The organism is Enterobacter sp. T2, assembly GCF_010692925.1.
In the GTDB taxonomy this organism is placed as follows: Bacteria; Pseudomonadota; Gammaproteobacteria; order Enterobacterales; family Enterobacteriaceae; genus Enterobacter; species Enterobacter kobei.
On the sequence record NZ_CP048736.1, the window covers coordinates 1,627,966 to 1,654,919 of the forward strand.

A 26,954-nucleotide genomic window follows, 5' to 3' on the forward strand; every position below is an offset into this window, starting at 1 on the left:
ATATGTGTGACCAGCACCATGCCGACAGGCATATATTATGCTCGCAATGCGATATGCTCGTGGCGTTGCCAGAGCTGGGTCACGGACATAAAGCCCTGTGTCCACGTTGCGGCGCAACGCTGACGACCGAGTGGGACGCGCCAAGGCAGCGTCCCACTGCTTACGCACTGGCGGCATTATTTATGCTGCTGCTCTCCAATCTCTTCCCCTTCATCTATATGAAGGTGGGGGGGATGACAAGCCAGGTGGATCTGCTTGAAATCCCGGGCGTGATGTTCTCGGAAGATTACGCCAGCCTCGGCACCTTTTTTCTGCTGTTTGTCCAGATAGTCCCGGCGTTTTGCCTGGTGGTCATTCTTCTGCTGGTCAACCGCGTCAGGATGCCGACATCACTGAAAATCCGGCTCGCGCGTGTCCTTTTCCAGCTCAAAAGCTGGGGGATGGCTGAGATCTTTCTGGCCGGGATACTGGTCAGTTTCGTGAAGCTGATGGCGTATGGCGATGTCGGGATTGGCAGTAGCTTTGTGCCCTGGTGCCTGTATTGCGTCCTGCAGCTGCGCGCCTTCCAGTGCGTGGACAGGCGCTGGGCGTGGGACGATATCGCCCCGGCACCGACGCTTGCACAGACGGTGAAGGTCGGTGTGCCGGGTATCCGCCAGGGGCTGCGTTCCTGTCCGTGCTGTACCGCCGTGCTGCCCGCCGATCTCGACGTGTGTCCGCGCTGCGAAACGAAAGGCCACGTCCGTCGCAAGAACAGCCTGCAGTGGACAATGGCGCTGCTGGTGACATCCGTCATGCTGTATCTGCCCGCCAATATTCTGCCGATTATGATCACCGACCTGCTCGGCGACAAAATGCCCTCGACGATCCTCGCGGGGGTGATCTTGCTCTGGGGCGAAGGATCCTATCCGGTCGCCGGCGTGATTTTCATCGCCAGTATTATGGTACCCACCTTAAAAATGATCGCCATTGCCTGGCTCTGTTGGGATGCAAAAGGTCACGGAAAGCGCGACAGCGAACGCATGCATCTGATTTATGAGGTGGTCGAGTTTGTTGGTCGCTGGTCAATGATCGACGTGTTTGTGATTGCCGTTCTTTCTGCGCTGGTGCGGATGGGCGGTTTGATGAGTATTTATCCCGCGATGGGGGCTTTAATGTTTGCGCTGGTCGTGATTATGACCATGTTTGCGGCCATGACCTTCGACCCTCGTTTATCGTGGGATCGTGAGCCTGAATCAAGCCATGAGGAAGAGTAAGAGCATGGAAAATAAGAGTGGAGAGGCGAAAGTGCAGAAGGTCAAAAACTGGTCACCGGTGTGGATTTTCCCCATCGTGACGGCGCTGATCGGTGCCTGGATCCTGTTTTATCATTACAGCCATCAGGGACCGGAAGTGACGCTGATTACCACCAATGCCGAGGGGATTGAGGGCGGTAAAACGACCATCAAAAGCCGCAGCGTGGATGTGGGCGTGGTGGAAAGCGCAACCCTGACCGACGATTTAACCCATGTGGAGATCAAGGCGCGCCTGAATGCCGGCATGGAAAAACTACTGCATGGCGATTCTGTTTTCTGGGTGGTTAAACCGCAGGTGGGGCGTGAAGGGATCAGCGGCTTAGGAACGTTGCTGTCAGGTGCCTATATTGAACTCCAGCCGGGTACAAAAGGTAACCAGCCGGGGCAATATCAGCTTCTGGATTCACCGCCGCTAGCTCCGCCGGATGCAAAAGGTATCCGCGTGATTTTAGACAGTAAAAAAGCGGGTCAGCTTACGGCGGGCGATCCGGTGTTGTTCCGCGGTTATCGTGTGGGTTCGGTTGAGAAAAGCACGTTTGACCCACAGAAAAGGTCCATCAGCTATCAGCTGTTCATCAATGCACCTAACGATCGTCTGGTCACCAGCAATGTCCGTTTCTGGAAAGACAGCGGCATCGCGGTCGATCTAACCTCGGCAGGCATGCGAGTTGAAATGGGCTCCCTGACAACGCTGTTTGGCGGTGGCGTAAGTTTTGACGTGCCGGAAGGTCTGGATCTGGGACAGCCGGTTGCGGAGAACACCGCTTTCCGCCTGTTTGACGATCAAAAAAGCATTCAGGATGCGCTCTACACCGATCACGTTGACTTCCTGATGTTCTTTAAAGACTCCGTTCGTGGCCTGCAGCCGGGGGCGCCGGTTGAGTTCCGCGGCATTCGTCTCGGTACGGTTGGGCAAGTACCGTTCTTTGTGCCTGGTCTGCAGCAGGTCCTGGATGATGATTACCGCATTCCGGTGCTGATTCGTATCGAACCAGAGCGTCTGATCAACCAGATTGGCGAGAACCAGGATATTGCCACGCATATCTCTCAACTGATGGAACGTGGTCTGCGCGGGTCGTTGAAGACCGGCAACCTGGTGACCGGCGCGCTGTATGTGGATATGGATTTCTATCAGAAAGCACCGCCGATTACCGGCATTCGTGAATTCGGTGGCTATAAAATCATCCCAACTGTGAGCAGCGGACTGGCTCAGATCCAGCAGCGTCTGATGGAAACGCTGGATAAGATTAACAATCTGCCGCTGAACCCAATGATTGAAGCCGCGACAGGTTCGTTACATCAGAGCCAGGCGACGATGCAACGCCTGCAAACCACGCTGGATAACATCAATAAGCTCACTGCAAGCCAGAGCATGCAGCAGTTGCCGCAGGATATGCAGAAAACGCTGCGCGAGCTGAACCGCAGTATGCAGGGCTTCCAACCAGGCTCGGCGGCGTACAACAAGATGGTGGCAGATATGCAGCGTCTTGATCAGGTCTTGCGCGAACTGCAGCCGGTTCTGAAAACGCTCAACGAGAAGAGCAACGCGCTGGTGTTTGAAGCGAAAGATAAAAAGGATCCTGAGCCGAAGAGGGCGAAACAATGAAAAAATGGCTAGCGATTGTAGGAGCGATGGTACTCACGGCCTGTAGCTCAGGAAGTGAAACGAAAAGCTACTATCAGCTACCGCTGATGGCGCAGGCAGCTACCCAGAGTACCGCTTCGCAAGGCAACCGTCTGCTGTGGGTTGAGCAAGTTGCCGTGCCGGACTACCTGGCCGGCAACGGGGTGGTCTACCAGACCAGCGATGTACAGTACACCATCGCCAACAATAATCTGTGGGCCAGCCCGCTGGATCAGCAGTTGCGCAATACGCTGGTGGCAAATCTGAGCAGCCAGCTTCCGGGCTGGGTTGTCGCTTCCCAGCCACTGGGTAGCGATCAGGATACGCTGAACGTCACGGTAACGGGCTTCCATGGTCGGTATGACGGTGCCGTTATCATCAGCGGAGAGTGGCTGCTGAATCATCAGGGACAGCTGATTAAACGTCCTTTCCATCTGGAACTGAAGCAGCAGAAAGATGGCTATGATGAAATGGTGAAAGTCCTTGCTCAGGGTTGGGCGCAGGAGTCAGCCAGTATCGCCAGGGAGATTTCCCGGCTACCATAAGTAAAATTCATCATCAAAAACCGCAGTTAGCCTGTCGCTGATTGCGGTTTTTTTTTCGTTTTGGCTTCAGGTTGTTACTTGTGCCGGGTCACACTTTTTGTACAAATGATCTTCTGGCTAGCTCACAAATATGACACCCGTATGAATTTTGAACATTGACGCTGCAATGAATTCGGGGTATTCGTTATCTGTGCCTGTACATTTAGTGCAGACACTGTTTTCTTTCCACCAGACAAAAGAATGAGGGAAACGAGGCATGAAGAGACAGAAACGAGATCGCCTGGAACGGGCTCATCAACGTGGTTATCAGGCCGGCATCGCTGGACGTTCTAAAGAAATGTGTCCTTATCAGACGATAAATCAAAGGTCACAATGGCTTGGAGGCTGGCGAGAAGCCATCGGCGACAGGGCACTCATTGCCTGATAACGTCTCTTTAAAGAAAGAAACCTCCGCACTGCGGAGGTTTCGCCTTTCAGGGAGGGCTTAACGCAAAATCAGAATGCGGAAGTGTCCTGGAACAGGCCCACTTTCAGGTCGTTCGCGGTATAGATCAGACGACCATCTACCAGCACTTCGCCATCCGCCAGGCCCATAATCAGGCGACGGTTAACAATGCGCTTGAAGTGAATACGATAGGTCACTTTCTTCGCTGTAGGCAGAACCTGGCCGGTGAATTTCACTTCGCCCACGCCCAGTGCGCGGCCTTTGCCTTCACCACCCAGCCAGCCCAGATAGAAGCCAACCAGCTGCCACATGGCATCCAGGCCCAGGCAGCCAGGCATTACCGGATCGCCAATGAAGTGGCAACCGAAGAACCACAGGTCCGGGTTGATATCGAGTTCTGCTTCTACGTAACCCTTATCGAAGTTGCCGCCGGTTTCGGTCATTTTCACGACACGGTCCATCATCAGCATGTTCGGGGCCGGTAACTGTGGGCCTTTCGCGCCAAACAGTTCACCGCGACCAGAGGCAAGAAGATCTTCTTTTGTATAGGATTCGCGTTTATCTACCATGTTCTCAGTAAGCCTTATTTTAGTGAAGGACGCAGGATAGCTAACACGTGTACGCTGAACAAGTCCGATCAGTTTGAATTAAACCAGCCCAGCCAGCGTAACGGCCATGGATAACGGTGGCGAGCATCTTGCTGTGTCGCCTGAGCAATTCGCTCCTGGATGGTCTGCATCAGGGTCGTCTGCCCCTCGCCATCCCATACCAGGTTTGTCAGTAAGGGTAGTGCATCCTCAATCCCTTCGATGGCCCAGATGGCGAATTGTTCCTGCTCAACCGCGTCCAGAATAGCCTGGCTAAGGCTTAAATGGCGTACATTGGGTGCTGGAATAATCACACCCTGTTTGCCGTTTAAACCACGCTGCTGACAGATAGAGAAGAAGCCTTCAATTTTTTCGTTCAGACCGCCAACAGGCTGAGCACGACCGAACTGATCGACCGAACCGGTGATCGCGAGGTTCTGGTTGATCGGCACGTCTGCCAGGGCGCTGATCAAGGCGCAGAGCTCCGCCATAGAGGCGCTATCGCCATCCACTTCGCTATAGGATTGTTCAAACGTCAGCGAGGCGGAGAAGGGGATTTGCTGCTCAAGCTGCAGCTCAGACATCAAAAACGCCTGCATGATCATCATGCCTTTGGCGTGAATGTTGCCACCCAGCTCGGCTTTGCGTTCAATATCGGTGAACTCGCCATCGCCAACATGCACAACACAACTGATGCGTGAGGGTTCCCCGAACGCGCGCGGGTGGCCAGGGAATTCAATCACGGACAGGGCGTTAATCTGGCCGACGCGTTCACCTTCGGTCTCGACCAGAATTTGTTCCAGCAGAATTTCATCCTGCATACGGTCAGCAAGATAGCCTTCGCGCCACTCACGCTGCGCCAGCATCTGCGTGAGCTGTTCGCCAGTAAACGCACCTTTACCGCTGATCACACCCACTTCACGCAGCTGCTTGCCTATCCAGAGTGGACTAAGCGGCAGGGTTTCCTGGTCACCGGTATAACGAACCGCTTCGCGGATCAAACCCGGCCACGCGTCAGCGGCAGGCATTGGCAATGCAAAGCGTTCCGCAACGGCCAGCACCCACTGACACCACTGCGCCATGTCATCAGCATCGGCTACCTGGATGTTGTCTTCGTATTCGCTGTAAACCGCCAGCTCAGCCAGTTCCGGCTCCATTTCCTGGAAGTCAGCCAGCGATTCACGATCGCCCGTCAGCACGACGGTCAGCGACAGCGGCATTGACGGCACGGAGACCGGCAGAGGGCGAGACTCATCGTAACCGACCCAGTCAAAGCGTTGCTGGGTCACAATCGTTTTCAGGCGCATCCACAGCAGCGGCTGCGAGAGCAGGGTGCGCAGAGAGATGATCAGCACGCCGCCGTTTGCGCGATGTACCAGACCCGGTTGCAGTGAAAGCTCACCGTTGAACTGACGCAGACAGCCAAAGAGTTGTTCAGCCTCGACCCAGTTAGCGGTAATGACTTCACCTGTCGCTGCAAAACGGTCATCGGCCTGGTCCGCCGGTTCGAAGGCGATCTTATCTCCCGCGATACGATACTGGCCGCCAAAGACCGCGTTCGCTTCCGGGCGCAACTGGCGCATAGCGTCCCCGAGAAGCGTCAGATATTCCGCCTCTTCGGGGGCTTTCAGCAGCATGAAGGGCGATGTCGCCCATGGGCTTAACGCCTGCTCCAGCGCATAATGCAAACGGGGTTGCGTATCGCTAAGGATGAATGGATGTTCTGTTGCGAGTTCGGGCTGTGAAAACAGGTCCTGATAGCTCTCGGTATCCGGAACAAGGTCACGCCATGCAAGTTTCGTAATCGTCAAAGTTGATGTTTTTTAGTCAGATGTAAAAGCGTGGAGTATACCGTAAGCGGGGGGATCTACCCAAGCAGGATTGGGTATTTCGACAGCGGGAATGGCTGCATTGACTCACAGGATATGATTTCTTTTCAGCAGATTGCCAAAAAACTGATATTCTGAACAGAGTTACGTGGTAACACTGAGATCGCAATGAAATATCAACAACTGGAAAATCTCGAAAGCGGCTGGAAATGGAAGTACCTGGTCAAAAAGCACCGTGAAGGGGAGCTGATCACCTGCTACATCGAAGCCAGCGCTGCACAAGAAGCCGTGGATATTTTGCTGACCCTCGAGAATGAACCGGTACAGGTTAACGGCTGGATTGAGAAACACATCAATCCCGCGTTGTTAAACCGGATGAAGCAAACGATCCGCGCGCGACGCAAACGGCATTTTAATGCTGAGCATCAGCACACGCGTAAAAAATCAATCGATCTGGAGTTCGTGGTCTGGGAGCGTCTGGCTGGGCTGGCGCAACGGCGTGGTAAAACGCTGTCGGAAACCATCGTGCAGTTGATTGAGGATGCCGAACATAAAGAGAAGTATGCTAACCAAATGTCGTCGCTGAAAAACGACCTTCAGGCGTTGCTGGGCAAAAAGTAGATTTGTGTTTTTCTTCAGATAATAAAAAACCCCGCATTGCGGGGTTTTTTTATAAGACGATAACTTATGCCGCTGGCTGAGTTACAACGTCTTTAACGCCTTTAACTTCGATCTCTACGCGACGATCTGGAGCCAGGCAGTCGATCAGTGCAGCGCGAGCTTTCACGTTGTCACAGGTGTTGCCAGTAACTGGGTTAGATTCGCCCATACCACGTGGGGAGATCTTGTTAGCTGGGATACCTTTAGAGATCAGGTAATCAACAACAGACTGAGCACGTTTCTCAGACAGTTTCTGGTTGTAAGCGTCAGAACCGATACGGTCGGTGAAGCCCAGAACCACTACGGAACCGTCTTTAGGATCCAGGTTGCTCAGCTGGGTGTACAGCTGATCCAGTGCCTGCTGGCCTTCTGGTTTCAGAGTCGCTTTGTTGAAGTTGAACAGAACGTCAGACTTCAGAGTGAAGTGCTTGGTCTGTACTTCTGGAGCTGGAGCCGGCGCTGGAGCAACAACTGGTGCTGCATCTTCCTGCTGGCCGAAACGGTAGGAAACACCTACGCTCAGCATGCCGTTGTCTGGACGAACGCCAACGGTAGCACCGTCGCCGATGTTGTTAACCCACTGGTATTCCAGACGGGTAGCGATGTCACGGGTCATAGCCCACTCAACGCCACCAGCGAATACTGGGGAAACACCGGTGTCATGGTCGTCGCCAGCGATGCTGTTGCTGGAGTCAGCGCGCCATACCATACCACCCAGACGGGTGTACACGTCCAGATCGTCAGTTACTGGGTAACCCAGTTTAGCGGTCAGCTGTACGCCTTGAGCTTTAAAAGCGCCATTAACGTTGTCGCCTTTGTATGGCATACGACCTAACCAGTCGTAACCCATTTCAAAACCAACATACGGGTTAACCTGATAGCCACCGAACGCACCTGCACCAAGCTGGCTCTCGTGAGTAGGGCCATCATTGTTCAGGCTGCTGTTGTACCAGCCGGTGTCGTGGAACTGAGACCAGCCCAGTTTACCACCTGCATACCAGGTATTATCTTTCGGAGCGGCCTGCGCTACGGTAGCGAAGCCAGCCAGTGCCACTGCAATCGCGATAGCTGTCTTTTTCATTTTTTGCGCCTCGTTATCATCCAAAATTCGCCATGAATGTCTCAAGTAGAGAATCACGGTTAAATCCTTCACCGGGGGGCGTGGTCAAATATAAATCTACCGATATCTTCGGCTTAGGCCGAGCACCCCTGGCGATGTAAAGTCTACAACGTAGCTGAAAACTTACAAGTGTGAAGTCTGTCAGGCATATGAAAAAAAAAGTTCCGTATACCTATTATTTAACATTTTTAGAACGAATTTTGTGCAGTAAAATTAAGGAGAACCGCTCCAGACGCGCCTTGCCGCAATTTTGACGCCGGGAACTAAATCCGTATCTTGCGGTCAAAAAAAATTCCAGGAAAAATCTTAATTTCGCTCAATGATACAAATTTGAGTGAATTTTTAGCCCAGAAAGTTGTCCTCTGCGATAAGAATCTGGACGAACCGGGCGCATGATGAACCCGATCGCATTCCCTTCTTCAGCCGCTTCAGTCAGACGAAAATGTTCCTCTTCCGTCAGTTCTTCGGGTAACCAGCCGATCACCACGCTGTAATTTCCGGTGCGCAACGCGCGAACCATAGACTCAACGGTATCGCAGGGAGAGAGTTGGTTAATCTGCATCACCTTAGCCAGCGGCAGGCCTGCGGACTGAACCCATTCACGGCTCAATTTTTGCTGTGGCGTCAGCCAGAGCTGCCAGCGCGATTGCTGACCAAGCTGCTGTAATAAAGGCAGTAGCAGGAGTTGGGTCAACAGAGGCTGGTCTTCACGATAAACCACTTCACTAATAAGCCCCGTCGAAACACCCCCAACGGTGTTGTGCGCGACAGTGCCCGCGGTAGAGGAGAGAGAAGTTGAGCGATTTGCATAGCCTGAAGTGTACATATTCATTCCAGCTCTGTAGTTACTGTATGGATATACAGTAACCCCTGTATGCATAAAGATCAACCTCATTTTCGGAAAGCGACTCGCAAAATTCGTTCAATGTTGATGCCCCTCGAAAAATCATCTTGCTCAACGGCGCTAAGTTGCCTATTTTCCTGCTAACGGATCCGCTAGTAAGAAATTTCGCTGTTACCTTATGATTTAGAAGGGAAATATCATGAAAAAGATATCTTATGAACGGATTTATCAATCCCAGGAATACCTCTCACCGCTAGGAGAAATTCATCATCGCGCACTGTTCGGTGGCTATACCCTGGCGATAGATGACGCGGTTTTTGCCATGGTGTCAGATGGCGAGCTGTACCTTCGCGCCTGTGAAGAAAGCGCGAAATACTGTGTAAAAAATGCCGCCTCTTTTTTGACGTTAATGAAACGAGGCCGCCCGGTACTTCTCAACTATTACCGTGTCGATGATGGACTGTGGCAAGACAGGGAACGGCTGCTTCAGCTCTCCTCTTTCGCGCTCAATGCGGCGAGGAAAGAGCGCTGTCAGCGCCATCAACGAAACCGGCTTAAAGATCTGCCAAACCTGACCTTTCAGCTTGAGGTATTACTTTTTGAAGCTGGCATTACTAACGAAGAGACGCTGCGGGCACTGGGTGCCAGGGAGTGCTGGTTAAAGATGCGGGCTAAAAATAGGGCACTCGGTATTAGAGTGCTCTTCGCCCTTGAGGGGGCTATTGAGGGTTTGCATGAGGCGGCACTCCCGGCAGGCACTCGCCGGGAGTTGACGGAGTGGTTTAATGCGCTGCCTGAGCCACAGAAGAATCACTCCTCCAGGTAGCGATTTGCTGTTGTAACCGGCAAATTTCTGGCAGCAGAGCGATAAGCAGGCCAATCTGCTGTAGCACCAGCGGCGCTTTGCTGTCGTTTCCTGGCTCAAGACGCGCGATACGTTGAGTCAGTTCATCCAGCGACTGTCTCACTTTCGGTTCATCGGCTGGCCGGTGATGCAGTGCATCATCGACGTAGCAGACCGCGTCATCCAGCAGGTTGAGTATGCCCGGGTTGACCAGTTTCTCGCGGTGTGCACCCAGCGTGGAAATATAGCTGGTGAAGGTATGGTTGAGGCAGAGCAACCGGAAAGCCGTCTCACGCATCTCGGCCGTGGCACGAGGCTCCGTTGACATGTTAGAGACAACCGAAGCCAGTTCAGCATCACTGTTGTGCGCATCGCGGCGGGCTATCCGATAAGCCAGACGGTTATCGCGTCCCTGGTGGTACTGCTCAAGGATGGCATCCAGGTATCGGCAGTTGGCGTTCAATGCCCTGTCTAACACCCGCGGTAAATTACGGAAACGCCAGTCCGGCCAGATAAAGCTCACCGCTGCCCAGGCAATCGCACAGCCGATCAGGGTATCGAGCACGCGAGGCAGGGCGACCTCGAACCCTTCACCCAGCAGGTTAAAGCAGAGCAGCACCAGCAGCGTGATGAACATGGTGGCATGAGCGTACTGCACGTTGCGAAACGCGAAAAACAACACGCCGGTAATCACAATCAGCACCAGCTGCCCTTCAACAGAAGGCACGAAGTACAGCACGGGAAGTCCAATCGCGACACCGACCAGCGTACCGATAATACGCAGCGCAAGGCGGTGCCGGGTGGCGTTATAGTTTGGCTGGCAGACAAACAGGCTGGTCAGCAGGATCCAGTAGCCATGCTGCAAACCGGTTATCTGGATAAAGGCATAACCGACGCATAGCACCAGAGACATTCTCACCGCGTGGCGAAAGAGCGCCGACTCTGGCGTAAAGTTGCGGCTCAGCCGTAGCCACATATCGCTAAAGCTATGCACGCTGTCATCAGCCAGCTGATTTTCCACATCATTACCCGGTAGCGCCATCGCCTGTTCGGATTCGATGGTCGCCAGCTGAGCATCTATAGCCCGCAGGTTGTTGAGCAGAAAACCCAGCGCTTTGATATGTTCCGGTGATGTTCCGCTGGCCTGAACGCGGTCGAGCGCCGCATCAAGATGGCTAAACACGCGTTCGAAACGGGGGTCATGCTGATAGGGCGTGCGCAGCAGAATGGATCGCGAGAGCTGCTGGCAGGCCAGGGACTGCATGGACAGCAGGCGCTGGAAGCGGAACATCACGTCGCTGTAACGAAACTTTTCACGCAGGGCGGCGTACTGAACATGCGAGGAACTGGCGCGTTCATGAATGTCCTGGGCGGCAAAATAGTAGTGTAAGGTTCTTCGCGTTCCACGCTGACCGCGATCGCCGCGCAGACGGGTAAGCAGTGAGGCTTTCGTCTGGTTAAGGGTGGTGACCAGCTGACCGTTTGCCAGCGCCAGATCGTAAAGCGGCGCCTGGCTTTCTTCTTCAATATCCGGGTCAAACAGCCGGGATTTCAGTTCCAGATAATGGGCCAACTGCTCAAAGCTACGGGCAAGGTTATCCTGCAGCGGGCGAACCGGGAAGATAAGATGGCCGGTTAACGTCAGCAGGTTATACCAGATGGCGCCCAGCAACAGCAGTAGAGGTTGCTGGTACCACTGGTCGTAAAGTGACACGCCCAGCATGGTATAGATGGCGATCAGTAAGGCGCCGAAGGCGATGGTGGCATAGCGCTGCCCCAGTCCACCCAGCAAAATAAACCCGCTGGTCGAAAGCGTCAGGCCCAGCGCAAACAGCCACGGCCAGGGGAAGAGCAACTCAACGGACGCTGACGCAATAAAAAAGCAGACGAGCGTAATCACCAGATTACGCAAACGACCGGCCAGGCGATCGTCCAGATCCGCAAGCGCCCCGGCCACCACCCCCAGCGTGAGCGGGATGGTGAGTTTGACGTCATTCAACCACCACGGCAGGGCTACCGTGCCGCAAAGCGCGATAAAAATCCTGACGTTGTAAAGCCAGGAACTGTTCCAGGTATAACGGCGAAGCAGTGGGCTTAGCATAAACGCGGCCAGTCCTTATTTACTGAAAACGACGGCGTGCGTTCGCTTCACGCGCCGCCTGGGCCACTTCAACCGGAACAACTCTGCGCCCGACGGGCCAAAGGGCGATGGCGGCGATCTTAAAGTTTGCGAGCCCTACCGGAATCCCAATAATTGAGATGCACTGTGCAATACCGGCAAAAATATGCATGATGCATAGCCACCAGCCAAAGAAAATCAGCCACAGAATGTTCAGCAGGGTTCCACCCGTGTTCATCAGGGCGTTCTTACTTTCCGGGTTCAGTTCGTCAACGTGGATGGCTTCGTTACCGTAGGGGATTAACGAGAGTTTGGTGATTTCCCAGCAGGAGCGGGTCAGGGGGAGTGTGAAAATCAGGACGATGCTCACCAGTGTGGCAAAAAGCCAGGAAAGGGTGGTGGCAAAACCGCCCAGCACAAAATTCAACACATTCAGAACGGTACGCATAAACCCTCACTTCCTTTCGATAAAATTAACGCCCAATGATTGTAACGTTTTTTTAGGCTGGAGCACCTTAAAACTGGCAGTTAAACTGTCAGGTAAATTATCTCTTCGTGGATTTGGCGGGACATGGAACTGAAAGCAACTTCATTAGGCAAACGCCTGGCGCAACACCCTTATGACAGCGTTGTTTTGCTCAACGCCGGGGTGAAAGTCTCCGGAGAACGCCACGAATACCTTATTCCGTTTAATCAGCTTCTGGCCATCCACTGCAAGCGTGGGCTGGTATGGGGTGAGCTGGAGTTTGTTCTGCCAGACGATAAAGTCGTGCGTCTTCACGGCACCGAGTGGGCGGAAACCCAGCGTTTTCATCACCACCTGAACGCCCGCTGGCAGCAGTGGAGTCACGACATGAGCGTGATTGCCGCCCAGGTTCTGCACCAGGTGCTGGACGAGATCGCCCAGAGCAACGCGCAACAAACGTGGTTGACCCGCCAGCAGACTGCCGGGCTGCAGCAAAAGATTCGCCAGGCTCTCTCGGCCCTGCCGATTGCCGTAACGCGTCTTGATGAGTTCGACAACTGTCGCGACGCCTGGCGTCAGTGTCAGGCCTGGCTGAACGATAGGGATAAGAGTCGGCTGGCGCATAACCAGGCCTGGACAGATGCCATGCTGACCCAGTACGCCGACTTTTTCAGTACGGTGGAATCTTCGCCGCTCAACCCTGCGCAGGCTCGCGCGGTGGTCAATGGCGAGCAGTCGCTGCTGGTGCTTGCGGGGGCAGGAAGCGGCAAAACGTCGGTACTGGTGGCGCGTGCAGGCTGGCTTCTGGCGACCGGCGAAGCGGTTGCCGATCAGATTCTGCTGCTGGCTTTTGGCCGTAAGGCTGCTGAGGAGATGGACGAACGCATTCAGCAGCGTCTGCATACCCGGGATATTACTGCCAGAACCTTCCATGCCCTTGCGCTGCATATCATTCAGCAGGGCAGTAAAAAAGTGCCTTCCGTCAGTAAACTGGAAAACGACACGCAGGCGCGCCAGGCGCTGTTTATCAAAACGTGGCGTCAGCAGTGCAGTGAGAAAAAAGCGCAGGCGAAAGGGTGGCGTCAGTGGCTGGAAGAGGAGCTCAACTGGGCAGTGCCGGAAGGCAGTTTCTGGCAGGATGATAAACTGGCGCGTCGGCTGGGATCGCGTCTTGACCGTTGGGTCAGCCTGATGCGGATGCACGGTGGCTCACAGGCTGAAATGATTGAAGGTGCGCCAGAGGGGATCCGCGATCTGTTTTCGAAGCGGGTCAAACTGATGGCACCGCTCTTAAAAGCCTGGAAAGCCGCGTTGAAGGCGGAAAATGCCGTCGATTTTTCCGGTTTGATCCATCAGGCGATCGTCATTCTTGAGAAAGGACGTTTTGTCAGTCCGTGGAAACATATTCTGGTGGATGAGTTTCAGGATATCTCACCCCAGCGCGCAGCACTGCTCTGTGCGCTACGGGCGCAAAATAAACATACCTCGCTGTTTGCGGTGGGGGATGACTGGCAGGCTATCTATCGCTTCAGCGGCGCACAGCTTTCACTCACGACCGCGTTCCACCACTATTTTGGTGAAGGGGATCGCAGCGATCTGGACACCACGTATCGCTTCAACTCCCGGATTGGTGAAATCGCCAACCGTTTTATCCAGCAAAACCCGCATCAGCTGACCAAGCCGCTTAACAGCCTGCGGCCTGGGGATAAAAAAGCCGTCACCCTGCTGGCGGATGACCAGCTGGAACCGCTGCTGGACAAGCTCAGCGGCTATGCGAAGCCCGATGAGCGTATCCTGGTGCTGGCGCGTTATCATCACCTTAAACCCGCAGCGCTGGAAAAAGCCGCTACCCGCTGGCCGAAACTGCAGCTTGAATTTATGACCATTCACGCCAGCAAAGGGCAGCAGGCCGATTATGTGATTGTGATGGGGCTGAAAGAGGGCAGCGACGGTTTCCCGGCTCCGGCCCGTGAATCGGTGATGGAACAGGCCCTACTGCCGGTGCCGGAAGATTTCCCGGATGCCGAAGAGCGACGTTTGCTTTATGTGGCAATGACGCGCGCACGTCACCGCGTCTGGCTGCTGTTCAATAAAGCGGAGCCATCCGTGTTTGTCGATATTCTGAAGAGTATTGATGTGCCGGTAGCGAGAAAGCCGTAGCGACGACGGGCAAGGATGGGTAGGCCGGGTAAGGCGAAGCCGCCACCCGGCAAAAAAGCTACTTCAGTCTCTCAGAAAGATAACGCTGATAGTCCGGAATCAGGATATCAACTGGCGAATTGAACTGCGGTGATTCGATGATGAAATCCGCCGTCGAGAGGTTTGTCGCCACCGGAATATTCCACACCGTCGCCAGACGCAGCAGGGCTTTAACATCGGGATCGTGCGGAACCGCGTTCAGCGGATCCCAGAAGAAGATCAGCACGTCAATCTTCCCTTCGGAAATCTGCGCGCCGACCTGCTGATCGCCGCCCATCGGGCCGCTCAGCATCGCATTGACCTCCAGACCCGTTTCGCGCTGGATCAGGTTTCCGGTGGTGCCGGTCGCTGAAAGGGCATGCTTTTCCAGCAAAGACTGATGGCGGCGCACCCAGTTAAGCAGCATTTGTTTACAGTGATCGTGCGCCACCAGTGCAATGTGTTTGCGTTCAGGCAGCGTGCGTGTTGTCAGTTCCATAATCATATCCATCAGGTTAACTGACTACACGATGACGGGAAGCGCCTGACGCTGCAAGCGTCAGGCGAAAAAAATGTGGCTTAGGATGAAGGTTGTTGCTTTGCCCACTGTAAAAATCGGGCCCGCGTGTCGGGATCGGCCTGCTGGAACCAGAATTTCAGGCGCTGTTCCGTCAGCGTCTGGGACTGAGGCGGGATAACATCCAGTTCCGATACGCCGGAAAGCAGCGTACTGTCGTCGGCCATCAGGGTGGCAAACTGCGGAAGGGAGGCACGTTTACCGGCTTTGTTATAAACCTGCGTAGCCGCCTCGTAATCCGGGCCTTTCGGGGACGTGGTTAATGCCAGAATATCCAGCTTCACCGGGATCGGCATCGCATCGCCGTCCAGCAGTTCAATGCGCGGCGAGGCGTCAAAGGCCGCCGATTCCTTTTCTGTTTCAAGGCGAGGCAGGGTAATGTTCACCTGACTGATTTGCCGGGTATTAAAGCTGATAATCAGCGGCGGAGAGATGTACAGTCGTTGCTCATGGTTAGCCAGGCCGATCGATTTTTCTACCCGAAAGACCAGTTGATGGGGGCCGTTATCTAATTCGATGCTGTCAGCACCGCGTAATAATGAGCTGGACACTTTTTTTCCGTCCAGTACCAGAAGATCAATGTCGCCAGAGAGCCGAAGCGTGGTAGCAAATACGCAAACCGGCATCACTAACGCAATCAGAGCCGTGGCAATACCGGTTTTCATAGGAGGCTCCCGTCAGACATACTGTCGCCGCATTAATGTATCTAAATTTTTCGATAATCACGTTTACTAACATATAGACATATTTTGCCGTTTTGCCCTCATGCATCTGTATGGGATGGATGGTTGAGATGTGCGCTTTGGCATACACTTTTAAAAAAGCCAGGAGAAAAACCATGAAAGAGAATGATGTTGCTGAGATTTTGACATCCACGCGGACCATTGCGCTGGTGGGCGCGAGTGATAAACCCGATCGTCCCAGCTATCGGGTGATGAAATACCTTCTCGATCAGGGTTATCACGTCATCCCGGTCTCGCCAAAAGTGGCGGGGAAAACGTTGCTGGGCCAGCAAGGGTATGCGACGCTCGCTGACGTACCCGAAAAAATTGATATGGTCGATGTCTTCCGTAATTCCGAGGCCGCATGGGGCGTAGCGCAGGATGCTATTGCCGTCGGGGCGAAAACCCTGTGGATGCAGTTGGGTGTGATTAACGAGCAGGCGGCCGTGCTGGCGCGTGAAGCGGGTCTGAAGGTGGTCATGGACCGATGCCCGGCGATTGAGATCCCCCGTCTGGGGATGGCGAAATAATAAAAAAAAGCCCGTTATCGGGCTTTTTTTACACGCTTAGTTCCGCAGGCGCGGAGCCTGTAGCTGTTTACGGATGGTCTGAGCAAGTTCATCCATCGTAGGTTGCTCCGGATGCTCTTCCTGCAACTCACTACTCAGCTGCGCTTCGGCAAGGTAGGTATGAACGGGTTGTCCGTCGTCACCTTCCATCACCACATGGTACCAGGGCGCAGCGCGAAGCTCGGCGTTAACCGCCAGCTCGTCTGCTGACGGTTCATCAAGGGAATACTCCGGGTCGATATCGACGACCACACCCAAATACCCTAGCAAAGTGTGGCGGACCTGCTGGCCGATACCGAATTTGCTGGCAATCATAGTCACCTCCCGGGAAATACGACTTACACGTTATGTGTGGTCAATATTTCTCTTTTCAAGTTACATGACGCGACAGGCAAACCCTTTCAGATACAGCCCTTCCGGGTAGGTAGCAATCACGGGATGATCGGCTGCCTGACGGAACTGCTCTATAAATTGTACATCACGACCAGCATCTATTGCGGCATCGGCGATGATTTTCTGAAATAAATCTGTGGTCATCAGACCGGAGCAGGAGAACGTCAGCAGAACGCCACCCGGGTTCAGCAGCTGGATGGCCAGCATGTTGATATCTTTGTACCCGCGGCAGGCGCCCATCAGCTGGCTTTTATTCTCCACAAACTTAGGGGGATCCATCACGATAACGTCGAACTTCTCGCCCTGATCGCGATATTTACGCAGCAGCTTGAAAACGTCGTCGCGTACAAACTCCGCTTTGCTCAAATCCAGCTTGTTTAGCTCGACGTTTTGTTTTGCCACGTCAAGCGCTTCCTGTGACGTATCAACGCTGACGACCTGCGCACAGCCACCCATCAGCGCCGAAACGGCAAAACCGCCGGTATAGGAGAAGCAGTTAAGTACGCGCTTGTCGGCGACGTACTGGCGTGTCGCCAGACGGCTGTCGCGCTGGTCAAGGTAATAGCCCGTTTTGTGACCGCCCTGAATATCCACCAGCAGCTTCATGCCATGTTCTTCAATGGGCAGCAGGGCTGGCGGCAGTTCGCCCGTTACTGGCCCCTGAGTCAGCTCCATGCCCTCTTTTTTGCGCACTGCCACATCGCTGCGGTCGTAAATGGCACACTGCGGGAACAGCGTTTGCAGCGCGCTAATCAGCGCGGCACGCTGGTATTCCGCTCCGGCGCTCAGGAGTTGCAGCACCAGGAAGTTGCCGAAGCGATCGATGGTCACACCCGGCAGGCCGTCGGACTCACCGGCGATCAGACGATAGCTGTCCAGACCGTCACGCTTTGCCAGCCACTCACGCCACTGCTGCGCCTGCTGCAGGCGGCGAATGAAGAAGTCGATATCAATGGTTTCATCTTTGTCGAAGGTCCAGACGCGAGCGCGGATCTGGGACGCAGGCGAGTATGCGCCTCGCGCTAACCATTTCCCCTGATGGTCAACGATATCAATGGTTTCACCGAGGCTGGCTTTGCCTTCCATGCGGGCAACTGCGCCAGAAAAAACCCAGGGATGACGGCGCAGTAAGGATTTCTCGCGCCCTTTGGCTAACACTAAACGTACACTCATAATTTGCTGTTCTGTCGATTTCAGGGAAATGGCGCGTAGATTATCACATTCAGCAAGTCGCAATCATCTGTGGATGCCTTTGAGCGTTTCGGCACAAAATCAAATCGCTTAAGCACATTACGGTATGGCCGCGTGCCTTACATTGGGGCTTCCCGTTCAGCAAAGGACTCCCCCATGAAAAAGCGCAGTGTAATAGCAACAACCGCTCTGGCGGCGATAAGTTTTCAGGTTTTAGCGGCAACGCCTTTCAGTATCACCAGTCAGGATATCTCCGGGGAGCACCGTTTAGCGCAACAGCAGGTGTTCAACGGTTTTGGCTGCCACGGTGATAATCAGTCTCCGCAGCTTGCATGGAAACATCCGCCAGCCGGTACGAAAAGTTTTGCCATCACGGTATATGACCCCGATGCCCCCACCGGCAGTGGCTGGTGGCACTGGACAGTCGCCAATATTCCTGCGAAAACAATGGCACTGCCTGCGGGCGCGGGTAACCCAAAGAGTGAGAAATTACCCGCTGGCGCGGTGCAGGGGCGTAATGACTTCGGTTATTCTGGATTTGGCGGCGCATGTCCACCTGAGGGAGACAAACCGCACCGTTACCAGATTACCGTCTGGGCGCTGAACGTGGACACACTGCCCCTTGATAACAATGCCAGCGGCGCGCTGGTCGGTTATATGATAAACAGTCACGTTCTGGGAAAAACGCAGTTAACCGCAACGTACAGCAGATAAGGATGACCCGGTGCAGGAGTTTTACCTTCAACATAAACAGCTGACGGCGGGCGAAGTCAGTGCCAGCAAAATGCATCGCCTGCACCAGGTTAAACTTTTTTTTCCGGCCATTTGTCACATTACTCACGGCAGTAAGGTCATTGTTCAGGATGACAATCGCCTGGTGGCAACGAGGGATGCGCTGATTATTATCCCGGCCAACACGTCAATGGAGATTATTAATCAGCCTGCGAACGGCATGTTTCGATCGGACTTGCTGATGTTGTCGCCAGAGATCCTGGCCGAGTTTAGAGCACATTACCTGAAATCCTGGCCGGGCACGACGTTACATTCCCTTTGTGTCCCGTTGAGCGAAGGGCTGGCGTTTATGTGGGATAACCTGCTGCACGCCGTGCGTCAGGATTTACCGGAGGCGTTACAAAAACATCAGGCCTTCGGTCTTTTGCTGGCATTGCTGCATGAAGGCGTGGCAGGTCCGCTGCTTATTGAGCGAAGCAGTAACCTGACTGAGCAGGTGCGACAGTTCATCATGCTATCGCCGGCCAGATCCTGGACTGCGCAGGATATCGCAAGCCGTCTGGCCTTAAGCGTGCCGACGCTGCGCAGAAAGTTGCGTGAAGAGTCGCAGAGTTTTCGCCAGATCGTGGAAGAGGTGAGAATGGCCGTTGCGCTGTCACAGCTGCAATCGACCCGATTACCCATTGGCGAAATCGCATTACAATGTGGGTATCTTTCCAGTTCTCGTTTCACCGCCCGTTTTCGGCAGCACTACGGCTGTTTGCCGAAAACGCTACGTTAAGGAGAAGAAAAATGTCAAAAGTTTGCACTATTGCCTGGGTTCACGGCATCGTTCAGGGCGTCGGGTTCCGCTACAGCACCCAGCGTGAGGCTCTTCAGCTCGGGATCACGGGCTATGCGCGAAACATGGATGACGGCAGCGTTGAGGTGGTCGCCTGTGGCGACGCGGAGCAGGTAGAAAAACTGATGGTGTGGCTGAAAGCGGGTGGCCCGCGCAGCGCGCGGGTTGACAGGGTGCTAACAGAACCGCATCAACCCGGCCGGGAATACGAGAACTTCAGTATTCGTTATTAAATGCACTTCACCGGCTTTGGCAGGCCAGCAATTTTGGTGGCCTGTTTTGCCGGGCCTTTCGGAAACAGACGATACAGATAGCGGCTGTTGCCTTTCTCTTCGCCAAACTTATTGGCCATCGCTTTCACCAGCATGCGGATCGCCGGAGAGGTATTAAATTCGAGATAAAATTCGCGCACAAAACGCACGACTTCCCAGTGTTCGGGGGAGAGGGTGATACCCTCTTTCTCAGCAATCACTTCTGCCAGCGCTTCACTCCACTGGCCACTCTCTTTGAGATAACCGTCGTTATCGGTCTCGATCTCTTTGCCTTCAAAACTCAACATAGTCATTCACGCGTCAGTCAAAAACCGCAGCAGTGTAGCAAAAAACAAAGCCCCGCATAAGCGGGGCTCGGTTCACAGCGCTATGGATTAATCCCGGCTGGCGAAGCCCAGAATGCTCAGCAGGCTGACGAAGATGTTGTACAGCGATACATACAGGCTCACGGTGGCGCGAATGTAGTTCGTCTCACCGCCGTGAATGATGTTGCTGGTTTCATACAGGATCGCGCCAGATGACAGCAGGATAAACACCGCGCTAATCGCCAGATGCAGAGCAGGCAGCTGCAGGAAGATGTTAGCCACCATACCAATCAGCACCACCACGATACCCGCCATCAGCATACCGCCGAGGAAGGACATGTCCTTACGGGTGGTCAGCACGTAGGCCGAGCAGCAGAAGAACACCAGCGCGGTACCGCCCAGCGCCATGCCAATCACGTCGCCCATACCGGCAGACAGATACGCGTTCAGAATCGGCCCCAGGATATAGCCCAGGAAGCCGGTGAAGGCGAACGCGGACAGAATACCGACCGGTTTATCCGCGGTTTTGTAGGTCAGGAACATCAGCCCATACATCCCCACCAGCGTCAGGATCAGCCCCGGAGACGGCAGCATCAGCACGGTGCTGGCGGTGGCAGTGATCGCCGAAAACGCCAGCGTCAGGCTGAGCATGAAATAGGTATTGCGCAGCACCTTGTGGGTACTGAGTAGCGATGTGCGGTCGCGCGAAGAAGTAATAATACGATCCATGAGTCACTCTCTTATGACAGATGTAATTAGCGGAAAGAATAGGAAACGGCGAGCCAGTCTCAAAGTGGTTTTACCCATCTTTACTCAGCACGTTAGCGAAGGAGATGGTTATTTCTTCTGCAGAAATGCATTTCACCAGAATGAACAGCGGTTTGAGAAAATTTACCAGATCAACCTCTTATAGGTTACTGAAAAATATTGCGTTATTACCCTTAGGGCGCTAAGAGTTATCTCCGGATCGTCATAAAACAGACAATAAGGCGAAGGACATGAAACCACAAACACGCACGCGCTTTACACTCTCTTTACTTACCGCCGGGATCCTGTGCGCCAGTACGGCATCCTGGGCGGCCAACGTCCCGGCAGGAACCGCGCTGGCAGAGAAACAGGAACTGGTCAGAAATAATGGCAGTGAACCGGCTTCGCTCGATCCGCATAAAGTCGAAAGCGATGTCGAATTCAATATTATCAGCGATTTATTCGAAGGTCTGGTGAGTGTCTCCCCGACGGGTGAAATTCAGCCCCGGCTGGCGGAAAAGTGGGAGAACAAAGACAATACCGTCTGGACGTTCCATTTGCGGCCGGGCATCACCTGGAGCGACGGGACAGCGATTACCGCAGAAGATGTGGTCTGGAGCTGGCAGCGCCTGATCGATCCTAAAACGGCGTCACCGTATGCCAGCTATCCGGGCAACATGCATATTGCCAACGCGGCCGATATCGCCCAGGGGAAAAAAGCCCCCGATACGCTGGGGGTAAAAGCGATTAACGATACCACCCTGGAAGTGACGCTCACGCAGCCAAACGCGGCTTTCCTTGCGATGCTGGCGCACCCGTCGCTGGTACCGGTGGACAAAGTGCTGATTGGGCGTTTCGGCGATAAGTGGACCAAGCCGGAGCATTTCGTCAGCAGCGGGGCGTATAAACTTTCTCAGTGGGTGGTCAACGAACGCATTGTGGCGGAGCGTAACGCGCGGTACTGGGATAATGCGCATACCGTTATCAACAAAGTGACGTATTTACCCATCACCTCTGAAGCTTCAGATGTGAACCGCTATAAAGCGGGTGAAATTGATATTGTCTACACGGTCCCCATTAACCAGTTTGCCCAGCTGAAGAAAACCCTTGGCAGCGAGCTGGACGTTTCACCGCAGCTCGCGACCTATTACTACGAGTTCAACACCACGCGCCCGCCGTTCAACGACGCGCGCGTGCGTAAGGCGCTGAATATGGCGCTGGATAAAGACATCATTGCCGGGAAAGTGTTAGGGCAGGGGCAGCGTCCGGCGTGGCTGATTAGCCAGCCGGACATCGGTGGGGTCAAGCTGCAGAACCCGGATTACGCCAGCTGGCCGCTGGACAAGCGCATCGCGGAGGCGAAAAAACTGCTCAGCGAAGCGGGGTATAACGAAAGCCATCCTCTGCGCTTCAACCTGCTTTATAACACCTCTGAATCGCACCAGCGCATCGCGATTGCTGCCAGCTCCATGTGGAAGAAAAACCTCGGCGTGGACGCGAAGCTGCAAAATCAGGAGTGGAAAACCATGCTGGATACCATGCACACCCACAACTTTGACGCGGTGCGTTACGCATGGATTGCGGACTACGACGATGCAGCAACCTTCCTGAACAACTTCCGTACCGGCGACAGCGAAAATACCAGCCAGTACAGCAATCCGGAGTACGACCAGGCCCTGATCAACGCCGCGAAAGCGAAAACAGCCGGGGAACGGGGTAAGTTCTACCAGCAGGCGGAGGATCTGCTTGGCCGTGATGTGCCAGCCATTCCGGTTTATCACTACGTTCGTACCCACCTGGTCAAACCGTGGGTAGGGGGATTCACACCGGATAAGCTCGGGTACTATTTCACAAAAGACATGTACATCAAAAAGCATTAAGAGGGCGGGCTGAATGTTATGCTGTTAAAATCGCCGATATGTCGTCAGTTCAACCGATTAAACGCGTTTTGGCTATTTTTACAGCGAACGATTGCAGCCACTCTTTACAGCACGCGGTGAGGTGTTTATAGTTCGCCTCACTTAGGAAGTGTGGCCGAGCGGTTGAAGGCACCGGTCTTGAAAACCGGCGACCCGAAAGGGTTCCAGAGTTCGAATCTCTGCGCTTCCGCCAGATATAAACCCCAGCTTACTCGTTAAGCTGGGGTTTTTCTTTTGGCGTGAATTTAAAACCTGACGTTTATGAACGGATAAACGCAAGAATGTCCGCGTTGATGGTCTCCGCATGCGTGGTGTGCATCCCGTGCGGGAAGCCTGGATAAATTTTCAGCACGCTGTTCGCCAGCAGCTTGTCCTGCAGAAGGGCGGCATTCTTATACGGTACGACCTGATCGTCATCGCCCTGCATTACCAGAACGGGAACCGTGATGGCTTTTAAGTCCTCCGTCTGGTCAGTCTCTGAAAACGCCTTAATCCCCTCATAGTGCGCTTTGGCACTGCCAATCATTCCCTGACGCCACCAGTTCTGAATCGTACCCTGTGAAACCTCCGCGCCATCCCGGTTAAAACCGTAAAAAGGGCCGCTGGCTACGTCGAGGTAAAACTGCGCGCGATTGGCTGCCAGCGCACTACGGAAGCCGTCAAACACCTCGATGGGTGTCCCGCCGGGGTTATCCTCTGTTTTGACCATCAGCGGGGGAACGGCGCTGACGAGCACCGCTTTGGCGACGCGCCCCTGCGGCTGGCCGTATTTCGCTACATAGCGGGCGACCTGGCCGCCGCCGGTAGAGTGACCGACATGCACGGCATTGTGCAGATCCAGGCTTTCAACCACGGCCGACGCGTCGGCCGCATAATGATCCATATCGTGACCTTCACTGACCTGATCCGAACGTCCATGACCACGACGATCGATAGCGATAACGCGATAGCCCTCTGCAAGGAAGAAGAGCATCTGGTTATCCCAGTCATCGGCACTCAATGGCCAGCCGTGATGGAAAACAATGGGTTGAGCTTCTTTCGGACCCCAGTCTTTGTAGTAAATGTTGACGCCGTCTTTCGTTGTTACGAATGCCATACCGCAGACTCCTCTGTTAAAAACAACACGACCCCTAAAGTGTAGGAGAAATCATATCAGCGGTGGGTTTCATTCCCGTGAAAGGTATTCATTTTGCATTCAGGGCTCTGGTGCGGCGCGCCAGAGCCCCCAGGGCGGGGTCATACAGCGGGGCTTAGCGGTTCTCTTCAATATAGCGGGCGAGATCTGCCGGGGTCTTCAACACCGTCGCTACGTCAGTTGGCGGGATCATACAGCCGTAAACGTCCTGCACTTCCAGCACCATATCGACTGCCAGAATAGAGTCGAGAATATCAGATTCAATCAGTTCATCGTGAAAGCCCACTTTACGGGATAATACTTTTTCGAACAGGGCGAGAATTTCGTTTTCCATTATGTTTCCTGGATAATTAATGAGTGCGGGCGTAAGCGTCCAGCAATTTGCGGTCAATTTTGCCGTTAGGGTTCAGCGGCAACGCGTCTTTTACGATAATTTGTGAAGGCACCATATAGTGGGGAACCACTTTCGACAGCGAGGTTTTGATCGTGTCCGGTGCCATTTCCGTCACGCAGAACGCGGCAATACGCAGCACGCTGCCGCAGGGTTTCATCAGCGGCATCACTACCGCTTCATTAATGCCTGACATGGCCAGCAGACGGTTTTCGATCTCGTTGATTTCAATACGGTAGCCATTCAGTTTGACCTGACTATCGTTGCGACCCTGGCAATAGATCATCCCCGCTTCGTAACCCAGATCGCCGGTCCGGTAGCCGCGACACGCGTCATCTTCCCGATGCAGTAATTTTGCCGCGTTCTCCTGCGGCAGGCCGAGGTAGCCGCGCATGACGTTTTTACCCCAGATAATCAGCTCGCCCTCGGCGGAAATGTCCATTCTGCTCTCCGGCATCATGACCCCCACCGGCAGCACGGCGCTGTCCTGGTTGAGGATCTCATCCGTAATTTCAACCACCGTCGTCGCAATGGTCGCTTCCGTTGGGCCATAGGAGTTGATGATTTTGGCCTGCGGGAAACGGCGGCGCAGCTGTTTAACCAGCGCTTTATTGAGCACTTCACCAATGAAGATAAAGACGCCGAGTTCAGGCAAATACTCGCTGTTAAACTGCGGGGACAGCAGCTGCTGGTAGGCAAAAGAGGGCGTGGAGACCCAGGCGGAGACCGCGTTGCTTTTGAGTCGCGCCAGCCAGTTCTCTTTCTGAATAGCCTCTTTGGCGTTGAGCACGATGTGTCCGCCCATCGCCAGGTTCGCCAGCAAAGGGATCAGGGAGAGGTCAAAGCTGAACACCGCGTGGTTCATCAGCACCGGTTTTGCCGGCAGGGAAAAGTCCCGGCTGACCCATTTCATGAAGTGCCAGACGCTCTCGCGTCCAATCTGCACGCCTTTCGGTTTGCCGGTGCTGCCTGAGGTAAACATGATATAGGCGAGATCCTGCTCTTCCAGGACCTTGCCCGCTTCACCGGTGGCAATAAACTGCCGGGTTGCCACGTCGTAATAGTAAGGGACACTGGCCAGGCTACAAATCTCCCGGAGCCGCTCCTGCGGGTAGATGCAATCCACCGGGATGTACGGAATGTTGTGCAACAGGCAGCTATAAATCGCCACGGCGAACTCGGCCTGCTGATGACCATATAATACGACCGGTGTGCCTTCGATAGGCTTGCAGCGTTGATAGCGTTCCGCCCAGTCCATCACGGCGGCGGAAAGCTGTAGCCAGCTGAGGGTTTCGTCGCTACCAGTTATGGCCAGCTGCTGCGGGGAGGCGGGATCGCGCAATGCCGCACGTAAGAAATCCTGCAGTTCCTGCAGATCGGTGTGATTTTTCATAGAGGAGACATTCCACTAAAGATGTAAAGGGATCCTGCGGCGCTGCCCAGCGTCAGAATTCGCCCCAAAAACGCCACTGCCGGATACTGCAAACCGCGGTGTAATGCCGGGCTGCGTTTGGCTGACCACAGCAGCATGTTGTGTGCGACAGAAATGGCGCCAAACAGCGCGCCGCTGATGACATAATGGCGTTCCAGGCCATTCCATGCCCCCATGCAGAACAGGGTGCAAAAAATACCGATATTTTGCGCCAGCGTTTTGTTCTGACGGAAAAAGTTGAACTTCATCAGGTTCATATAGACGGGCATAAACACCACATCGCGCAGCCATTCAGACAGGCTGATGTGGAAGCGCCGCCAGAAGTCCTGAGGGTTCTTTGCAAGCAACGGCATATTGAAGTTTGCCGGAATATTCAGCCCGAATAAGCGCCCGGCACCGATGGCCATATTGCTGTAACCCGCAAAATCAAAGTACAGATAGGCGCTGTAAGCAATCGACATCACCACGCCGACGGTCAGCGAAAACGGCTTATGGCTCCAGGGCTGCACCACAAGCGAATCGATCAGCATGGCAAACAGGAACTTCTGGATGATACCGGTGACGATCTGCTCTAACGCTGTTAAACATTGTTCACGGTTAAGGGTGAATGCGGGTTTATTCACATCGCTCATCCATGTCCGCCAGCGGTACATCGGCCCGGCCAGAATAATAAAGGGCATAAAGAGGTAGCAGAAATAGTGCAGAATATTCTGGCCCTCTTTTTTACTGCGATACAACAGCACATCCACCGCGCGAAAGGTCATAAAAGAGAGACCGATCATGCCGAGATGGTGATTAAAATGTAATTTCACCAAAAACAGGGGCAGCAGCGTTAACACGATCGCCTGCCAGGTTTTTAACCATCCTTTTTCTTTTAACGCGGCGAAAAGATAAAAACAGCCAAATACGATCGCCGGAATACGATAATCGCCCTGAAAAATATAGCCCCAGCCCAATGTTGTCAGGACGGCCAAGGACGATAACCAGGTCAGGCGATGGCGCAGCAGGCGATTAATCAGCGCAAATACCAGTGCCGATGAAAATAAACAGACAAAAAACAGTCCTGAGCTGTACATCATTCGGCCTCAGAATTTCTGATATTCAAAATGCAGTTGCATACTCATGCTGTCATCGACAGCGGTCCACGCGACGATGGTGATCCCAAGCAGGAG

General features: G+C 54.0%; 28 protein-coding genes and 1 tRNA gene. 13 read left to right on the plus strand and 16 right to left on the minus strand.

The annotated features are described in order from the left end of the window. The first annotated feature begins 2 nt into the window (after positions 1-2). The 4 genes from pqiA (at position 3) to rmf (ending at position 3,888) form a co-directional block, all read left to right on the plus strand. Positions 3-1,256, plus strand: coding sequence for a membrane integrity-associated transporter subunit PqiA (gene pqiA, locus G0034_RS07625; protein ID WP_014883247.1), 1,254 nt, complete (start codon positions 3-5; stop codon positions 1,254-1,256). A gap of 4 nt (positions 1,257-1,260) precedes the next feature. Further along, the gene (gene pqiB / locus G0034_RS07630) at positions 1,261-2,901 is read left to right on the plus strand and encodes an intermembrane transport protein PqiB (RefSeq protein WP_014883248.1); all 1,641 of its coding nucleotides are present in this window, start codon (positions 1,261-1,263) and stop codon (positions 2,899-2,901) included. Next, a complete protein-coding gene (gene pqiC / locus G0034_RS07635) occupies positions 2,898-3,464 on the plus strand; it encodes a membrane integrity-associated transporter subunit PqiC (protein WP_179120685.1) in 567 nt (188 codons plus the stop codon). The genes pqiB and pqiC overlap by 4 nt, the downstream gene beginning before the upstream one ends. Before the next feature lie 256 nt (positions 3,465-3,720). Next, a complete protein-coding gene (gene rmf / locus G0034_RS07640; protein WP_013097261.1) occupies positions 3,721-3,888 on the plus strand; it encodes a ribosome modulation factor in 168 nt (55 codons plus the stop codon). A 71-nt stretch (positions 3,889-3,959) separates the two neighbouring features. Here rmf and fabA read toward each other — a convergent pair whose 3' ends face one another. After that, the gene (fabA, locus tag G0034_RS07645; protein ID WP_000227926.1) at positions 3,960-4,478 is read right to left on the minus strand and encodes a bifunctional 3-hydroxydecanoyl-ACP dehydratase/trans-2-decenoyl-ACP isomerase; all 519 of its coding nucleotides are present in this window, start codon (positions 4,476-4,478) and stop codon (positions 3,960-3,962) included. A gap of 68 nt (positions 4,479-4,546) precedes the next feature. Beyond that, the gene (locus tag G0034_RS07650) at positions 4,547-6,307 is read right to left on the minus strand and encodes an AAA family ATPase (protein ID WP_014883250.1); all 1,761 of its coding nucleotides are present in this window, start codon (positions 6,305-6,307) and stop codon (positions 4,547-4,549) included. A gap of 186 nt (positions 6,308-6,493) precedes the next feature. On the opposite strand from G0034_RS07650, the gene matP reads away from it, so the two are divergent. After that, positions 6,494-6,946, plus strand: a complete 453-nt coding sequence (matP, locus tag G0034_RS07655; RefSeq protein ID WP_179120686.1) for a macrodomain Ter protein MatP — start codon at positions 6,494-6,496, stop codon at positions 6,944-6,946. Between the two features lie 64 nt (positions 6,947-7,010). Here matP and ompA read toward each other — a convergent pair whose 3' ends face one another. Together ompA and sulA are read right to left on the minus strand one after the other, a co-directional pair. Further along, positions 7,011-8,066, minus strand: coding sequence for a porin OmpA (ompA, locus tag G0034_RS07660; RefSeq protein ID WP_014883252.1), 1,056 nt, complete (start codon positions 8,064-8,066; stop codon positions 7,011-7,013). A gap of 355 nt (positions 8,067-8,421) precedes the next feature. Beyond that, a complete protein-coding gene (gene sulA, locus G0034_RS07665; RefSeq protein ID WP_014883253.1) occupies positions 8,422-8,931 on the minus strand; it encodes an SOS-induced cell division inhibitor SulA in 510 nt (169 codons plus the stop codon). A gap of 217 nt (positions 8,932-9,148) precedes the next feature. On the opposite strand from sulA, the gene G0034_RS07670 reads away from it, so the two are divergent. Further along, positions 9,149-9,775, plus strand: a complete 627-nt coding sequence (locus G0034_RS07670; protein ID WP_179120687.1) for a TfoX/Sxy family DNA transformation protein — start codon at positions 9,149-9,151, stop codon at positions 9,773-9,775. Here G0034_RS07670 and yccS read toward each other — a convergent pair. Together yccS and G0034_RS07680 are read right to left on the minus strand one after the other, a co-directional pair. Further along, entirely contained in the window at positions 9,732-11,894 is a 2,163-nt protein-coding gene (yccS, locus tag G0034_RS07675; RefSeq protein ID WP_179120688.1) for a YccS family putative transporter, read from the minus strand. The two genes, G0034_RS07670 and yccS, sit on opposite strands and share 44 nt — an antisense overlap. A 19-nt stretch (positions 11,895-11,913) precedes the next feature. Next, entirely contained in the window at positions 11,914-12,360 is a 447-nt protein-coding gene (locus G0034_RS07680) for a YccF domain-containing protein (protein ID WP_014883256.1), read from the minus strand. 123 nt (positions 12,361-12,483) lie between these two features. Between G0034_RS07680 and helD the strand changes: the two genes are divergently transcribed. Further along, positions 12,484-14,538, plus strand: coding sequence for a DNA helicase IV (helD, locus tag G0034_RS07685; RefSeq protein ID WP_179120689.1), 2,055 nt, complete (start codon positions 12,484-12,486; stop codon positions 14,536-14,538). Between the two features lie 58 nt (positions 14,539-14,596). Here the strand turns inward: helD and mgsA are convergent, their stop codons facing one another. Beyond that, positions 14,597-15,055 carry a methylglyoxal synthase gene (mgsA, locus tag G0034_RS07690; protein ID WP_008499922.1) on the minus strand — a complete coding sequence of 153 codons (459 nt, stop codon included), beginning with the start codon at positions 15,053-15,055 and terminating at the stop codon, positions 14,597-14,599. Positions 15,056-15,135: 80 nt separating this feature from the next. Then, positions 15,136-15,798, minus strand: a complete 663-nt coding sequence (gene csgI, locus G0034_RS07695) for a curli synthesis inhibitor (RefSeq protein WP_023332617.1) — start codon at positions 15,796-15,798, stop codon at positions 15,136-15,138. 173 nt (positions 15,799-15,971) lie between these two features. On the opposite strand from csgI, the gene G0034_RS07700 reads away from it, so the two are divergent. Then, a complete protein-coding gene (locus G0034_RS07700) occupies positions 15,972-16,385 on the plus strand; it encodes a CoA-binding protein (protein WP_179120690.1) in 414 nt (137 codons plus the stop codon). Positions 16,386-16,421: 36 nt separating this feature from the next. Here the strand turns inward: G0034_RS07700 and hspQ are convergent, their stop codons facing one another. Together hspQ and rlmI are read right to left on the minus strand one after the other, a co-directional pair. After that, on the minus strand, positions 16,422-16,739 hold the full coding sequence (gene hspQ / locus G0034_RS07705) for a heat shock protein HspQ (RefSeq protein ID WP_008499919.1): 318 nt from the start codon (positions 16,737-16,739) through the stop codon (positions 16,422-16,424). A 60-nt stretch (positions 16,740-16,799) separates the two neighbouring features. Next, on the minus strand, positions 16,800-17,990 hold the full coding sequence (gene rlmI / locus G0034_RS07710) for a 23S rRNA (cytosine(1962)-C(5))-methyltransferase RlmI (RefSeq protein ID WP_045134648.1): 1,191 nt from the start codon (positions 17,988-17,990) through the stop codon (positions 16,800-16,802). Positions 17,991-18,164: 174 nt separating this feature from the next. Here rlmI and G0034_RS07715 point away from each other — a divergent pair, with 174 nt between their 5' ends. The 3 genes from G0034_RS07715 to yccX all read left to right on the plus strand — a co-directional run bounded on the left by G0034_RS07715 (position 18,165) and on the right by yccX (position 19,814). Further along, positions 18,165-18,722, plus strand: coding sequence for a kinase inhibitor (locus tag G0034_RS07715; protein ID WP_014883261.1), 558 nt, complete (start codon positions 18,165-18,167; stop codon positions 18,720-18,722). A 70-nt stretch (positions 18,723-18,792) separates the two neighbouring features. Beyond that, a complete protein-coding gene (locus G0034_RS07720) occupies positions 18,793-19,521 on the plus strand; it encodes an AraC family transcriptional regulator (RefSeq protein ID WP_228037255.1) in 729 nt (242 codons plus the stop codon). Positions 19,522-19,532: 11 nt separating this feature from the next. Then, positions 19,533-19,814 (plus strand): acylphosphatase, encoded by a 282-nt coding sequence (yccX, locus tag G0034_RS07725; RefSeq protein ID WP_045269356.1) that lies wholly within the window; start codon positions 19,533-19,535, stop codon positions 19,812-19,814. Here the strand turns inward: yccX and tusE are convergent. Both tusE and yccA read right to left on the minus strand, forming a co-directional pair. Continuing rightward, a complete protein-coding gene (gene tusE, locus G0034_RS07730) occupies positions 19,811-20,140 on the minus strand; it encodes a sulfurtransferase TusE (RefSeq protein WP_014883264.1) in 330 nt (109 codons plus the stop codon). The two genes, yccX and tusE, sit on opposite strands and share 4 nt — an antisense overlap. 87 nt (positions 20,141-20,227) lie before the next feature. Then, a complete protein-coding gene (gene yccA, locus G0034_RS07735; RefSeq protein ID WP_013097244.1) occupies positions 20,228-20,887 on the minus strand; it encodes an FtsH protease modulator YccA in 660 nt (219 codons plus the stop codon). Positions 20,888-21,156: 269 nt separating this feature from the next. Here yccA and G0034_RS07740 point away from each other — a divergent pair, with 269 nt between their 5' ends. Both G0034_RS07740 and G0034_RS07745 read left to right on the plus strand, forming a co-directional pair. After that, positions 21,157-22,785, plus strand: a complete 1,629-nt coding sequence (locus tag G0034_RS07740; protein WP_023338218.1) for an ABC transporter substrate-binding protein — start codon at positions 21,157-21,159, stop codon at positions 22,783-22,785. A gap of 144 nt (positions 22,786-22,929) precedes the next feature. After that, a tRNA-Ser gene (locus G0034_RS07745) sits at positions 22,930-23,017 on the plus strand. Positions 23,018-23,083: 66 nt separating this feature from the next. Here the strand turns inward: G0034_RS07745 and G0034_RS07750 are convergent. The 4 genes from G0034_RS07750 to G0034_RS07765 all read right to left on the minus strand — a co-directional run bounded on the left by G0034_RS07750 (position 23,084) and on the right by G0034_RS07765 (position 26,858). Continuing rightward, complete coding sequence (locus tag G0034_RS07750; protein WP_023332629.1) at positions 23,084-23,920, minus strand: alpha/beta fold hydrolase; 837 nt, start codon at positions 23,918-23,920, stop codon at positions 23,084-23,086. Between the two features lie 154 nt (positions 23,921-24,074). Then, the gene (locus G0034_RS07755) at positions 24,075-24,293 is read right to left on the minus strand and encodes an acyl carrier protein (RefSeq protein WP_023332630.1); all 219 of its coding nucleotides are present in this window, start codon (positions 24,291-24,293) and stop codon (positions 24,075-24,077) included. Positions 24,294-24,309: 16 nt separating this feature from the next. Continuing rightward, on the minus strand, positions 24,310-25,743 hold the full coding sequence (locus G0034_RS07760) for an AMP-binding protein (protein WP_176260492.1): 1,434 nt from the start codon (positions 25,741-25,743) through the stop codon (positions 24,310-24,312). After that, positions 25,740-26,858 (minus strand): MBOAT family O-acyltransferase, encoded by a 1,119-nt coding sequence (locus G0034_RS07765; RefSeq protein WP_179121314.1) that lies wholly within the window; start codon positions 26,856-26,858, stop codon positions 25,740-25,742. Before G0034_RS07765 ends, G0034_RS07760 begins: the two co-directional genes overlap by 4 nt. Between the last annotated feature and the right edge of the window lie 96 nt (positions 26,859-26,954).